This is a genomic window from Peribacillus glennii (assembly GCF_003429105.1).
Taxonomy (GTDB): domain Bacteria; phylum Bacillota; class Bacilli; order Bacillales; family DSM-1321; genus Peribacillus; species Peribacillus glennii.
The window spans coordinates 147,756-161,983 of the sequence record NZ_QVTD01000003.1 but is presented as its reverse complement, the minus strand read 5'-3'; the positions used below and the strand labels follow the sequence as shown (position 1 = coordinate 161,983).

At 40.5% G+C, this 14,228-nt stretch carries 11 protein-coding genes; 8 read left to right on the top strand and 3 right to left on the bottom strand.

Translation table 11 applies throughout. From position 1 onward, the window contains the following. The first annotated feature begins 219 nt into the window (after window positions 1–219). Window positions 220–1,680, top strand: coding sequence for a sigma-54-dependent Fis family transcriptional regulator (locus D0466_RS02485; protein WP_158555787.1), 1,461 nt, complete (start codon window positions 220–222; stop codon window positions 1,678–1,680). A 100-nt stretch (window positions 1,681–1,780) separates the two neighbouring features. On the opposite strand, the gene D0466_RS02480 is transcribed toward D0466_RS02485, so the two are convergent. Continuing rightward, entirely contained in the window at window positions 1,781–2,488 is a 708-nt protein-coding gene (locus D0466_RS02480) for a FadR/GntR family transcriptional regulator (protein ID WP_117320987.1), read from the bottom strand. 180 nt (window positions 2,489–2,668) lie between these two features. Here D0466_RS02480 and lhgO point away from each other — a divergent pair, with 180 nt between their 5' ends. Beyond that, entirely contained in the window at window positions 2,669–3,868 is a 1,200-nt protein-coding gene (gene lhgO / locus D0466_RS02475; protein WP_117320986.1) for an L-2-hydroxyglutarate oxidase, read from the top strand. Window positions 3,869–4,079: 211 nt separating this feature from the next. Here lhgO and D0466_RS02470 read toward each other — a convergent pair whose 3' ends face one another. Then, the gene (locus D0466_RS02470; RefSeq protein WP_117320985.1) at window positions 4,080–5,183 is read right to left on the bottom strand and encodes an AI-2E family transporter; all 1,104 of its coding nucleotides are present in this window, start codon (window positions 5,181–5,183) and stop codon (window positions 4,080–4,082) included. 229 nt (window positions 5,184–5,412) lie between these two features. Between D0466_RS02470 and D0466_RS02465 the strand changes: the two genes are divergently transcribed. Then, window positions 5,413–6,288, top strand: a complete 876-nt coding sequence (locus D0466_RS02465) for a patatin-like phospholipase family protein (RefSeq protein ID WP_117320984.1) — start codon at window positions 5,413–5,415, stop codon at window positions 6,286–6,288. A 31-nt stretch (window positions 6,289–6,319) separates the two neighbouring features. Here the strand turns inward: D0466_RS02465 and ylbJ are convergent, their stop codons facing one another. After that, the gene (ylbJ, locus tag D0466_RS02460; RefSeq protein ID WP_117320983.1) at window positions 6,320–7,528 is read right to left on the bottom strand and encodes a sporulation integral membrane protein YlbJ; all 1,209 of its coding nucleotides are present in this window, start codon (window positions 7,526–7,528) and stop codon (window positions 6,320–6,322) included. Between the two features lie 182 nt (window positions 7,529–7,710). On the opposite strand from ylbJ, the gene uvsE reads away from it, so the two are divergent. The 5 genes from uvsE (at window position 7,711) to D0466_RS02435 (ending at window position 14,086) form a co-directional block, all read left to right on the top strand. Continuing rightward, window positions 7,711–8,682, top strand: a complete 972-nt coding sequence (uvsE, locus tag D0466_RS02455; protein ID WP_117320982.1) for a UV DNA damage repair endonuclease UvsE — start codon at window positions 7,711–7,713, stop codon at window positions 8,680–8,682. A gap of 96 nt (window positions 8,683–8,778) precedes the next feature. Then, a complete protein-coding gene (locus D0466_RS02450) occupies window positions 8,779–9,765 on the top strand; it encodes a metallophosphoesterase family protein (protein WP_117320981.1) in 987 nt (328 codons plus the stop codon). Between the two features lie 144 nt (window positions 9,766–9,909). After that, entirely contained in the window at window positions 9,910–11,010 is a 1,101-nt protein-coding gene (locus tag D0466_RS02445) for a branched-chain amino acid aminotransferase (RefSeq protein WP_117320980.1), read from the top strand. Between the two features lie 107 nt (window positions 11,011–11,117). After that, window positions 11,118–13,373, top strand: a complete 2,256-nt coding sequence (locus tag D0466_RS02440) for an AAA domain-containing protein (RefSeq protein ID WP_117320979.1) — start codon at window positions 11,118–11,120, stop codon at window positions 13,371–13,373. 107 nt (window positions 13,374–13,480) lie between these two features. Continuing rightward, window positions 13,481–14,086, top strand: coding sequence for a TetR/AcrR family transcriptional regulator (locus D0466_RS02435; RefSeq protein ID WP_233522573.1), 606 nt, complete (start codon window positions 13,481–13,483; stop codon window positions 14,084–14,086). Window positions 14,087–14,228: the final 142 nt, after the last annotated feature.

Genomic DNA, 14,228 nt, shown 5'->3' with positions numbered 1-14,228 from the left:
AAAAGTAAAATAGTCAGAAATTTGTCACTTTTAAAACAATTTAAGTTTCAGGAGTGAAAGAATATGCAGAAAAGCGATTATTCATACAAGGAACTTTATAACAAATGGGAAAAGTTTATCAATGGCGGGAACGATGTTTCACATCTAAGAAAAGAAATAGGTCAGTCATGGCTGAAATGTCGGCAATTGAATGTAAACCCTTTCAAAAAACCTCCGTTATTGAGTGAATCTGAAATAATAAAGTTGATCAATGCCAATCGGTATTTGATCGATGTTGTTTCCCCTTTCATTAAACTAATAACTGATTTGACAATGGAAACAAATTTTATTTTTGTACTGAATGATAATAAAGGGAATGTATTAGATGTTCGAGGAGATAAAGAAGTAGTTCAAATGGCTAAAAAAAGCAATTTCGAAATAGGAGCGAACCGATCGGAAAGTGCTGGAACCAATGCAATTAGTATCGCCATCAGCACCGGTAAACCAATTCAACTGGGGGGACCTGAACATTACAACGTGAATTTTCACCAATGGACCTGCACCTCAGCGCCGATACATGATACAAAAGGGAAACTGATTGGAGTCCTTACCCTTTCAGGACATTTCTCACTAAAACATAAACATACTCTCGGGATGGTTGTCTCCTTAGCCAAAGCAATAGAAAAAGAACTATCATTTAAAGAAAAAATATTTAATAAAGAAAAACCAATTAACAACTTTCAAAGGTACAATTTTACCTTTGAAGATATTATTGGAAACAGTGAGTCTATAATGTCTGCGATTGAAATGGCAAAAATTGTTTCGAAAACCGACACTAGGATTGTTGTGGAAGGAGAAAGCGGGACAGGCAAGGAAATGTTTGTACAAGCCATACATAATGCGAGTTCTTTTAGAGAAGGTCCTTTCGTGGCTGTGAATTGTGGGGCAATTCCTGATCAATTGATAGAAAGTGAGCTATTCGGTTACGAGGAAGGATCCTTTACCGGTGCCAAAAAGGGAGGAAAACAAGGGAAGTTTGAACTTGCAAATGGGGGAACTTTATTTCTGGATGAAATTAATAGTATGTCAGCAGACATGCAGGTTAAACTTCTTCGGGTTTTACAGCAAAATGAAATAACCCGCGTTGGGGGAATTGATCCGATTAAAGTTAAGGTCCGAGTTATTGCCGCTTCTAATGAGCCGTTAGAAAATTTGGTCGAACAGGATGATTTTCGAAGAGATCTATTTTACCGGCTTGGAATCATAGTGATAGAAGTACCCCCCCTGCGTGATAGGAAAGAAGATATTCCAGAGCTGTTTTCTTATTTGCTAAAAAAGATATGTGACAGATTAGGATTAAAAGCCATGGATTTTGATCACACAATATTGACTTATTTAAAATCTTATCAATGGCCAGGAAATATACGGGAACTGGAAAATTATATAGAACGGGCTGTAGTATTGGCACAGAGAAAAACAATCACTGTAGAACATTTTCCGAAAAAAATAATACAAAAAACAGTCTTTCAGGATAGCGAAGAATTATCCACTCTTGAAGTCGTAGAGAGGCAGTCGATCAAACAAGCTCTTGATACTTTCGAAGGTAATATTTCCAAGGCATCAAAAATGTTAGGAATAACCAGAAAGACTCTGTATAAAAAAATAAAAGATTATAATTTAGAAAAGGTCGGGATTGGTTGATACGCTTTATGAAAAAAATTAGGAAAAAACGAAGTAAAAGAGGGATCTGCAAAGCATCATTGCTTGAAAGGTCCCTAAGTGGGTTTACGTTTACCATGATCTAATCCTGAAACAAAAATAAGTAGTTTAATTTTTTCTGTACATTATCCAAATGCATTTTACAAAGCACTTTTGCTAATTCTGGTTTCCCTTCTTCAATTGCTTTAAACAGATCTTCGTGTTCCTTATACACGGAATGCCTTTTTTCGACCAAACCAATATTTTGTCGGAGCGTTACAGCCAAAGCTTTTTGAAACCACTCTGAAAGGTTATCCATGATCTTGATCATAAAAGGGTTATGGGTAGCCTCAAACAGCGCTTTATGAAACCGGAAATCTTCATCCCGGCCTGTATCATCCGAAGATAATAAGGTTTCTTTGAAATCATCAAGGGCTTTTCTCAATTTGACTAAATCTTCCTCTGTCCTTCTTTCGGCTGCTAAATAGGCAGCCTGAAGCTCTAGCGTATATCTAATTTCAAAAAGTGATTTGATCTGCTTATACTCTGACGTTTCCAATTCCATATTCGTCACCAAAAAAGTCAAATCTACTTCTTCGATAAAATGTCCTCCGCCTTGCCGCGAAGAAATGATACCCAATGATTTCAACACACTGAGAGCTTCTCTGACTGTTGATCTCCCCACATTAAATCTACTTGCAAGAACCATTTCAGAAGGCAGTCTTGACCCAACAGAATATTCTTCTGTCTGTATTTTATAAATGATATCTTTGACGATAATTTTCGATACTTTGCTTTTTTCTTTTTTCAATTCTATCCCCCTGACCGCCAGTTAAATTGTCATACAAATTCAGAAGAAAAGTAACCGATTGATCTTGCGTAAAATAAGAAATTGTCATAAAATTATGGTATTAATAATAAATAAAAGCTAGGTTTTTGTCAATTCCACTTTAAAGTTGTCATACAATTTTCTGGAAAGGGAGCGGCACAAATGAGATATGATTATATTATTGCGGGCGGAGGAATTGTCGGTTTATCAACCGGCTACGCCTTGTTGAGTAAATATCCTAAAGCAAATTTACTTTTAATAGAGAAAGAGGAAACCATAGCTGCCCATCAAACGGGAAGAAACAGCGGGGTCATACATTCCGGTATCTATTATAGGCCTGGCAGTTTAAAGGCAAGATTCGCAAAAGAAGGCGGAAAGAAGTTAATTGAATATTGTGATCAGCATTCGATAAATTATGATATTTGTGGAAAATTAATCGTTGCTACAGATGAAAGTGAATTAACAGAATTAGATAAATTATACCAACGCGGATTGGAAAATGGGTTAAATATTGAGATTATCAATAAGGAAGAAATGAAAGAAATCGAACCAAATGTCAATGGAATTTCCGCGATTAAAGTTCCAATGGCCGGGATTGTCAACTACAAACAAGTTTCTGAATCTTTCGCAAAAAACATTTTAGAAAAAGGCGGAGAACTTAAAGTAAATACAAAAGTAGTAGATATTAAGGAAAAAGATGAAGAAATTGAAGTTATGACAAATCAAGGAACTTTTACAACCAAATATTTTATCAATTGTGGAGGCCTTTTTAGTGACAGAATTACCATAATGGCCGGCGTAGACCCGAAAATGAAAATTGTTCCTTTTAGAGGAGAATATTATAAACTGAAAGAATCTAAGTCCCACTTGGTAAACAACCTGATATACCCTGTACCAGATCCGCAGTTCCCATTTTTAGGTGTACATTTAACAAGGATGATCAATGGAGAGATACATGTAGGCCCCAATGCCGTTTTAGCATTTAAGAGGGAAGGCTATAAAAAGACAGACCTTGACTTGAATGACTTGATGGAAGTCCTATCCTATCCAGCATTTTGGAAGATCGCGAAACAACATCTACGCTATGGTATCGGAGAAATGCATAGATCTGTGAGCAAAAAAAAATTCTTGGAATCATTAAGAAAGCTGGTACCGGCAGTTCAGCTCGATGACTTGGTTAAAACAGAATCAGGGGTTCGAGCACAGGCGTTAACCATTGATGGACAACTGGTAGATGATTTTTTGATTCTTAAAAGCAAAAGGTCTATTCACGTGTGTAACGCTCCTTCCCCTGCTGCTACAGCCTCAATGGCAATTGGTGAAGAGATTGTTTCTTATATTGATTCGCTGGTTCTGGTCTGATCCCAATGCACAAACGAAAGTGATGAGGAATTTGGACTGCTAACTGTAGTTGGAAATTGATTACAGTTAGCAGTCTTTTAGTATGCTGAAACAGCAACTCATTAGCAACAAGACTAAATCCGAAATTAGCTAAGTCTCCTTGTACCTAAATTGATTGTTCCAGCGAAAGGACGATGTTCATAAAAGAGTCCACCCACTCAGTAAATGTCTTTTATTTCGAGGCTTCATGCCGATTTAAAGGTTTTGCAGAACTGCTTTGGCGAAGCTGGTAGAAACGCCGGAAATTTTTGATCAGCGTTTTTATGACCGAATAAAGCGGTATGGCAATCAGGATTCCGATGAAACCATAAATGGAGCCTGCAACAAGCAGGAGAAGGAGGATTGTAAGCGGATGAATGTGAAGTCGCTTGCCCATCACGTGAGGCGTCACCAAATTTCCTTCCAGCTGCTGGACAATGAGTAGAACTGCCAGCACCTTAACGGCCATCATAGGTTCTTGCTGCAAAGCTACGAAGAGAGCAGGAATGATACCAATAAAAGGACCCAGGAAAGGAACAACCGTTAAACACATGGCAAACAAAGCGAGAATAATCGCAAAATCAAGTCCAATCACCTTATAGCCAATAAACATCAATACACCATCCACCAGAGCAATGATGAACTGGCCTACGATATAGGCAGATAATGTATTGTCCACATCTTTTAAAATGATGTTTCCTTCATTTTCAACTTCCCCGGGAATGTATTTAAGCAGAAAAGGTCTCAGTTTATGGTCATCTTTCAGAAAATAAAAAAGAATGAATGGGACGATAATTAACACGGTAGCTATGTTTGTGATCACGGAAATGATATTTATTAAATTTCCGCTGATCTTCGATGAGATCGATTGTAAATAGTCCCGGGCTTTTTCTTCAATTCTCTCGCTGTCCTTCACCATGCCAAAGTCATTTTCTTTGATGGTTTCCTCTGACTTTGAAGAGATTTCTTTTACCTTATCAGGAAATTGGCTGGACAAATTTTGCACCTGTTCACTGACGGTTGGGGCGGCAAAATGGACAGCCAGGTATATGAGCCCAATCACAGCAGCAAAAAAGGCTAAAATACTTATTGTCTTTGGCATGAAGCGGGATAGAAGCCTGACGAGCGGCCGTGAGATATAGTAGAACAGGCCTGCTATCAGGATCGGAAAAAAAATCGTGCCGATCATTTTTTGAAACGGCTGTAAAAAGTAATCAATCTTGCCTAACAAAAATATGATGAAAATGGTTAGCAGAACGCCTGTTGCGTATTTAAAAAATGGTTTATTGATCCACAAGGTAAAACCCCCTCAGATTGTATCCTCAGCTGCCTTGTTACTACATTCCTTCTTTGTGCATTAATTAAACGTTTCGAAGGGATTTTTTATACCTACAAAAGGTTTACGGAAGACGTTCAGGTTCAAAGAGGCCCAAAAGCTGAATTGCTTGAACACAGAAAAATCAAGCGTTACTATAAATTTGTAAAAGTATAGCAGGTACATTTTATAATGAAGAGGCGATTGATGTATGGAAAGAACTGGACTAGTTTTAGAAGGCGGCGGAATGAGGGGTGTTTTTACGGCAGGCGTGATTAGATATTTAATGGAGCAGGAAATTTTTATTCCTTATGTAATCGGCGTTTCAGCCGGTGCCTGTAATGGATCTTCGTATATTTCCAGGCAAATCGAACGGAACCGGATTACCAATATCGACTTTATCCGCCATCCGGAATATATCTCAATAAAACGGTTTTTAAAGAAAAGGGAATTATTCGGGATGGATTTTATATTTGATAAATTGCCGAATGAGCTTGCACCATTCGATTTTGAGACGTTTAACCATGCGAAGGAAGAATTTGTGGTTGGAGCGACGGATTGCATCACCGGTGATCCGGTTTATTTTGAAAAGTCCTCCTTTAAAAAAGACATACTCACCATTCTCAGAGCATCAAGCTCACTTCCGATGATGGCGCCTATCATAAACTTTCATGGGAAACATCTTATGGATGGCGGCATTTCCGATCCGATTCCAATCCGGAAATCTCAACAGGACGGGAATGTTAAAAATGTCGTGGTTTTAACCAGAAACAAGGGATATCAGAAAGAAGAGCAATCAATGAAATGGCTGTTTAAACGGAAATACAGCCAATATGAGGGATTGCTTCATGCACTCTCTAAACGCCATGAAGTATACAACGACACACTCGGATATTTAGAAGACCAGGAATCGAAAGGGAATGTCTTGATCATCCGCCCAACGGAAAAAATGGAAGTAGGCAGGGTCGAGCGCAGCCCGCAAAAATTAGCCAAGCTATACCAACAAGGGTACGAAGAAGCAAAACGCAATCACAAAAACCTGAATGAATTCCTTCGGGGTCAGTCCCCCATCGCTTCACCGCTGTGAAGGGCGGGGGGACTAACCCCGCTTTCATTTATTAACGCAGCGGGGGCGTGACCCCCTTAAAGATTCTTCTGGCGAAAATGAGGATGTAGACGGTTAAGGCTACTATTGTTATGATTGGGCCAATATTCATCAAATTAAAAAATGCTTGTTGTTCTTCTTTCCCAAATAGGAAAACGGGTATGGAGTTTGTTGCGCTTGCATGGTAGACGGGTGTCCAAAGAATATATGTAAAAAAGCTGGATAAGAATCCATGCAGGATACGGGCAAAGAAAAATGGTTTAAAGCTAATATCCGTTGGGGCCAAAATGCTCGCTACTTGCGCTTGCACACTGAAACCACTGAAAGCAAGAATGAAGCTGACAATAATGGCTTGATGCATTAGATTGGCATTTTGCAGGGCGCTTGTCATTTGGCTGCCGGTCGTTATTTCCATTAACCCTGCCATTAGAGGAACTGTCAACATTTCTTCTAAATCAAAAATATTCAACACATAATTAATGATCGAAGCTAAGAAATCAGTTATATGAAGATGAATCAGCAGTTTATTGATGACTGAAAACAAGATAATGAATCCGCCCACCATTAACAAAGTGTTTATCGATGAGAGGACTGCATCGCCAAGGAGAGTCCCAAAAGGCCTTTTGTCTTTCAGCCTTGTCTGGTGAAGCACAGACAGTGCATGTTTGATGGAAAAGGAACTGCCTTTATTTTTGCTTGTTCCTTTGTCATTTCCGTAAAATCGCATAATTAGCCCAATGCTGATATTCCCTAAATAATGGGACAGGGCAAGAATAGCGCCAAGCTCAGGATTTTCGAAAAACACAACGGAAACCGCACCAAAAATAAAGAGAGGATTGGATGAATTCGTAAAAGAAACCAGCCGTTCAGCTTCGATCTTTGTTAATTTTTCTTCAAGCCTTAACCTGGCCGTCAGCTTTGCTCCTGTAGGGAACCCTGAGGCCATCCCCATCGCCCATACAAATCCTCCGACACCCGGAACCCTGAATAAAGGTTTCATGAAAGGCTCCAAAATCACTCCCAAGAACCCAACTACCCCGAAGCTGATTAGCACCTCACATATAATAAAAAATGGCAATAGTGAAGGGAATACGATTTCCCACCACATTTCTAATCCCCTTCTTGAAGCCTCCACCGATTCCTGGGGAAAGGAGATAAGCGAGACTGCCACAATAGTAATGATCACAGCCAAAATTATTGACTTGAGTTTAGAAGGAATCACTCCTTAATCCTCCTTTAAAAAATAAATGTCCTGCAAAATCATTCGGCCTTGTCCGCATATAACACAATATATTTATTAATATTTTCATTTAGAACAGAGGTTTCAAAGACTTATTTCTCAGGTGGAAATCTGCATTTCTGGGAATAATAAAACTCAACATACTGATTATAGGAGTGTTTCTTTTGACTTTAGTCCGCCTGGGATATGTCGCCATGAGTACGCATGTCAAAAATTGTTCCCCATCACAAACGATGACCTTTTCACAGTTTTGCAGGATTGGCGACCGTGAGGCCGCGATTCGAAAACTGGAAAGAATCGCAGCCTCAAATCTGGAAAATTGCTTGCGGCTGCTGCGGCACAACGCTGCCCATGATATCTCTTTTTTTCGGCTGACTTCAAAAATGATCCCGCTTGCCAATCACCCGGAACTGCCGGAGTGGGATTTTGTTTCACCATTGGCAGAACAGCTAAACAATATCCAAGTTTTTTTAAAAGATCATCCTTATATGAGGGTTGATTTTCACCCTGATCATTTCGTGTTACTGAACACGTCGAATTCGGAAACATTGAAAACATCGGTAAAAACTTTAAAGATGCATAAAGCCCTGCTGAAAGGCATGGGGATCGATTCTGAAAACCGGTGTGTATTACATGTAGGGGGAGGATATAATGACCACGAAAAAGCATTGGAACAGTTTATCCACAATTGGGGGCTGATTCCAGCATCAATCCAGAAAATGGTCATGCTTGAAAACGACGATACTACCTTTTCGTTAGTTGAAACACTATATTTATGCGAAAAACTAGGCATTCCACTGGTTTTTGATTATCACCATCACCTGGCACACCATTCCAAATCAGAAAATTGGGCCGACAGTTGGGACAGGGTAATCCGGACATGGCAGCACGCAAAACTGCCGATCAAAATGCATATTTCCAGTCCGCGTTCTGAACGGGATTACCGCGCCCACGCTGATTATGTGTCCGCACAAATGATGATGGATTTTTTGGAGCAGATAAAAGGCAGCGTAAAGCAGATAGACTGTATGATCGAGGCAAAACAAAAAGACGATGCACTGTTTAAATTGGCGGCAGATTTAAAGGGATTTTCCAATGTCGAAATGACAGACGGGGCAAGCTTTTACATTCATTGATCTTTCTGGCTTCAGCAACAGGCTAGTTCATATTTATGGCCAACAAGGGAACCATTTTATAAAAGATATCAAATCGATGGAAAAGGGGGAGTTTTGTTGAAGGGCATATATCGGATCGTTATCCTTGCAGCATTGCTTTTTACCGCCATGGATAAAGATTTGCCTTTTTCATATGCTTCCGAACTACAGGCTGCAGAAATGCCCATTCTGCAATTTCCTGTTATGAGCGATATCCATATATGCGGTCAACCGCGGATTATTGAGAAGGTGCCGATCTGCAAGGGGAATACGGATGAAAATTTTCTCAAGGCATTGGAGGATTACCAGCAGATCGCACCTTCTTATCAAGCGATAGCGATTGTGGGCGACCTTACAAACCATGGGCTGCAAGATCAATACAACCGGTTCATGGACCTTCTGTTCACCGGTTCTAATCCAGGTGCTGAACGCATCCTTGCAATCGGAAACCATGAGTTTATGGAAATGAAGCTGTGGAACAGGCCTTTGCTTACCAATGAAATGCTGCTGATGAGGTTTCTTACAAAAACGGGTAAGGGAAAAATATATGAAGATAAATGGATTTTAGGCTACCATTTTATTACCCTTGGAAGTGAAGGGATGTTGCAGGGAAACCATAATGCACCTTATATATCTGATGCCCAATACAGGTGGCTGGAGCTTAAACTTAGTTTGAACGCAGCTCCAAATAAACCGATCTTTGTTTTTCTCCATCATCCTTTAAAGGATACCGTTTATGGCACAGAGCGAAAACATGACTATTTTGATGGGAAAAGGTTAAAAAATATTCTGCGGAAATATCCTCAGGCGATTCTGTTCAGCGGCCATTCCCATTACAGCCTGGAACATCCCAAAACCGTGTACCAAAAGGGATTCACAATGGTCAATACATCTTCGGTAAGCTATGTGACGACCCACAAAGGAAGAAAAAGAGGGTTATCTCAGGGTCTGCTAGTGGAAGTGTATAAAGACAGGGTAGAAATAAAAGCCAGGGAATTTAGCAACAAGTCATGGATAAAAACCTTCACTATTCCCAATGAAATTTCACTGCCACATCAAAAATAAGGCGATTTTACTAACAGAGAACACAAAAATAGGAAATATTTCAGAATTTTTAATAATTAGGGTTGAAGGCAGATAGTTATAGGAGTAAAATGGCTTTTATAGATTCATGTATATACATTAACTTATGAATGAGGAGCTAGCGGAATGAACCTACAAAATATAACTATCACCTTGAGCGAAACAAAAAAAGAGAAACCTCAATCCGATCAGCTGGAGTTCGGCAAAGTCTTCACGGACCATATGTTCATAATGGATTTTAGCACAGGCCTGGGCTGGCATGATCCTCGTATCGTACCTTACCAGCCGATCACCATGGATCCTGCTTCGATGATATTCCATTACGGCCAGTCTGTTTTCGAAGGATTGAAAGCATATCAAACGGATGATGGAAGAGTCTTGCTTTTCCGTCCTGAAAAGAATTTTCGCCGCCTGAACCAATCGAATGACAGGTTATGCATTCCGGAACTTGATGAGGAATTCGTGCTTGAAGCCTTAAAAAAGCTTATTGAAGTTGAACGCGAATGGATTCCCAGTGCGGAAGGGACTTCATTGTATATCAGGCCATTCATCATCTCTACAGAACCATTTCTTGGAGTCCATCCTTCCAGCTCCTATAAATTCATGATAATCCTCTCTCCGGTTGGATCTTACTATAAAGAAGGGATCCACCCAGTTAAAATAGCCGTGGAGAGCAAATATGTACGTGCTGTAAATGGCGGGACAGGTACGGCGAAAACTGGCGGAAACTATGCTGCAAGCCTAAAGGCCCAAGAAGTTTCCGAAAAAATCGGATACTCTCAGGTGCTCTGGCTTGATGGCGTTGAGAAGAAATACATTGAAGAAGTCGGAAGCATGAATGTTTTCTTCAAGATTAATGGTGAAGTTATCACTCCCGCATTAAACGGAAGCATCCTCGAGGGGGTAACGAGAACCTCTATTATCGAATTGTTAAAGCACTGGAATGTCCCTGTGACAGAACGCAAGATCTCCATGGATGATGTTCGCCAGGCTTACCTGGATGGTACGCTGGAGGAAGCATTCGGGACAGGTACTGCTGCCGTTATTTCCCCAATAGGCGAATTCTTCTGGAATGATGAGAAGCTGGTTATCAATGACGGGAAAACCGGTGAGCTTTCCAAGAAATTATTTGATACATTGACAGGTATCCAGACTGGAAAGCTTGCAGATCCACTAGGCTGGGTTGTAGAAGTCAGTAAGGAAAATACGTTCTCAGTTGCCCGTTAATAGCGAGTCCTAACAAAAAATGTTATAGTAATATAATCAAAAAGATTGGCTCAATCGTCATTGATTGAGCCTTTTTTCGTTAATTTTTATTTAAAAGGAAGAGTGAAATGACCACAACTTTGGCTTACTTGAAGGAATGGCAAAAAGCGTTGCAGCTCGAAATACAGCATTTAAAAAAACATGGAAGCAGTAAATATACCCTAAAAGACGGCCGACTGGTTTCAAACGGTGAAGGTTTCACCTATTATTTCGAAACAGCCTTTTCCTTGCGGATCCCGGTCGGCTCTACAGTTCGATTAGAACTAGGATTAGGCAGAAAAAACGGCCGAATCCTTTCATCTGAAGGAAAAAGTATCATTGTTACAACGGAGGATTTCCTAGGCGATTTTGTTTCGGAAGCGCTCTTATTACATGACCCATGGGAACTTTTGGAACAGCTCATCTTAAGACTAGGTGAGATGAAAGAAAGCAAGCAGAAGCGTTTCCGGATTAAAAAACTAATGGATCCTTCCATGCCTGCCAAACATCCGGCCGAAAAAAGAAAAGGCCACGTCCATGAATTATTCCTGCGCTCCAAATACAATCCGGTTACTTATGTGTGGGGGCCTCCGGGAACAGGGAAAACCTTTACGCTTGCAAGGGTTGCGGCAAATCACCATTTTAAGGGAAAAAGGGTATTAATTTTATCCCACAGCAACCAGGCTGTAGATGTTTTGATGGAGGAAACTGCTGGATTTGTAAAGAAAAAAAAACGCTTCAATGAAGGCGACATTATCCGATACGGCACTGTAAGCAATGATTCATTGAAGAAGGGAGGATCTTTAACAACCAGCCGGCTGATTGAAAATCGGAATCCCAAACTGGCAGAGGACAAGGAACAGTTAATGGACGAAAGACGAAGCATTAAAAACGATTTAATTCATTCTTTTAGCAAACGGGATTCAGATTACCTGCTAGAACTGGAGACCAAGCTAGCGAGGGTTTTGGAAAAATACCGCCAAAAGGAAATGCAATTTCTCAAGGAAGCAAACATAATCGGGACCACGCTAGCAAAAGCAGCTAGCGATACCTCCATATACGAGAAACAATTTGATGTCGTCATTGTCGATGAGGCCAGCATGGCTTATATTCCCCAGGTTGCCTTCGCTGCTTCATTAGGGAACAGAGTCATCGTATGCGGAGATTTTAAGCAGCTGCCGCCTATCTCAGTATCCCGGCATGCCCTCGTCAATAAATGGTTAAAGGAAGATATTTTTCATGCATCGGGTGTTGTTGAACATGCAACCAATAAACAACTTCACCATCATCTATTCTTGCTAAACGAACAGCGCCGCATGCATCCTGAAATTTCTGCTTTTACCAATAAATATGTCTATCAATCTTTGGTAGGGGATCACGAGAGCGTTTACGAAAGCCGGAATCAAATCGTGGAACAGGCTCCGTTTCCAGGGCGTGCTGCCGTCTTTCTTGATTCAAGCCATACTGGGAAACACTGCTTCACGGATCCTGCTTCACTTTCAAGGATAAACATATGGCAGCTTCTGCAATCCTTTCAATTAATCCATGAAAGCTTTCTTTCCGGAGCAAGGTCCATTGGGTATGTAACACCATACCGTGCCCAGGCAGTATTTATGGAACTGCTTCTTTCGTCGCTGTATGAAAAGGAGCGCAGCCAATGTGATATTGTGGCCGCCACTGTCCACCGGTTCCAGGGAAGCGAACGGGATGTCATCATTTTCGACACGGTTGACAGCTTCCCTATGGAACGGGCAGGGTATATTTTGGCCGGGCATGAAAGCGAAAGGCTTATCAATGTAGCCATCACAAGAACCAAAGGCAAGTTTATCCATGTGAGCGACGCTTCCTTTATCAAAAATACTGTTTACAGAAACAAAACGATCAGGCGATTAGTGGAACACCAGGAAAACCACAGCCAATCCATAAACAAGCATGAAATAGGAACATGGGTAAAAAACCAGCTACCCCGCCTGCGATGGATGCATGCCAAAAAGCTGGAAATGGTTTTTAATGATATTGCTACGGCAAATTCCTCTGTAATCGTGTCATTGCCAGGGAACACAGGACTTTCACCAGACTGGGAAGAACGGTTGAAAAATAGAGCCCATAATATTTCGCTCACTATTATGTCAGAGAAATCTTTTCCTGCAGTCCAGGCAGATTTGGTTATTCCAGCAAACATTAATTTTCCGTTTATCATTATTGATGAATCCGTACTCTGGCTTGGTCACCCATTGGAGGCGATGATTGGGTCAAATCCTCCCCATATAGCCGCCCGGCTTGATTCTGCTCCAATTGTAAAACACTTGCTCTCTCTCTTGGAGTGGAATAAATGGAATATGTAAATTCCAAACGTTTTTTTAAAAATTTTCTGAATTCGGTATTGCATAGTGTGTATCCATATATTAATATACACTTAATACGTATTCGTACTCAGGATTAGAATGGATTGATGCAGATGTTATTCGCAACAGAAATGCCAAAAGAAGCAAGGGAGAAAATTTTTTTTGCAGGGCTCCAGCTCTTTACAACCGAAGGATTCAAAAATACATCCGTCCTGCATATTGTAGAAATGGCAAGAGTATCCAAAACCACCTTTTACCAAAATTTTTCAAGTAAAGAAGATCTCATCGTCCGGTTATTCGAAGAACTGGCCGTAGAAATTATTGAAGAAGTAAAGGAAGCATTTCAACAGGAAGAACGCCTTACCTATAAGGCCTATGCCGGAATTCGCCGCTATGTGGAAATCTGTTTCACAGATCCCAAAGTGGCCAATCTTATCCTTGTGGAGTCAGTGGGGATTTCTCAGGAAGTCGAGGAAGTAAGGAGGGCTGTTTACCGCCAGTTGGCTGATCTGGTCTATCAAACAGTCCGCGGGGAACTTCCCCAGACAGTTTCTGAAAAAGACATTGTAATCGTCTCACAGGCAATGGTTGGCGCCATCAATGAAGTGGTCATTCAAAATTTTAATCAGCCCAGCGTTGAAGGAGCAGACTTTGATTACTTGGCCAGACTATTGAACAGAATCATAATCGGTTCATTTGTTAACTTGGCATAGCCGAATACAAAGTTCAATGCAGATGCAACAAGATAAACATATATAATAAATTTATACGCGGAGATGAACATATTACAGAGCGAAAGCGATTGAAATGTGTTTTCTCCGTAATAATTTGCAGAATTAATACGAATACGTATCA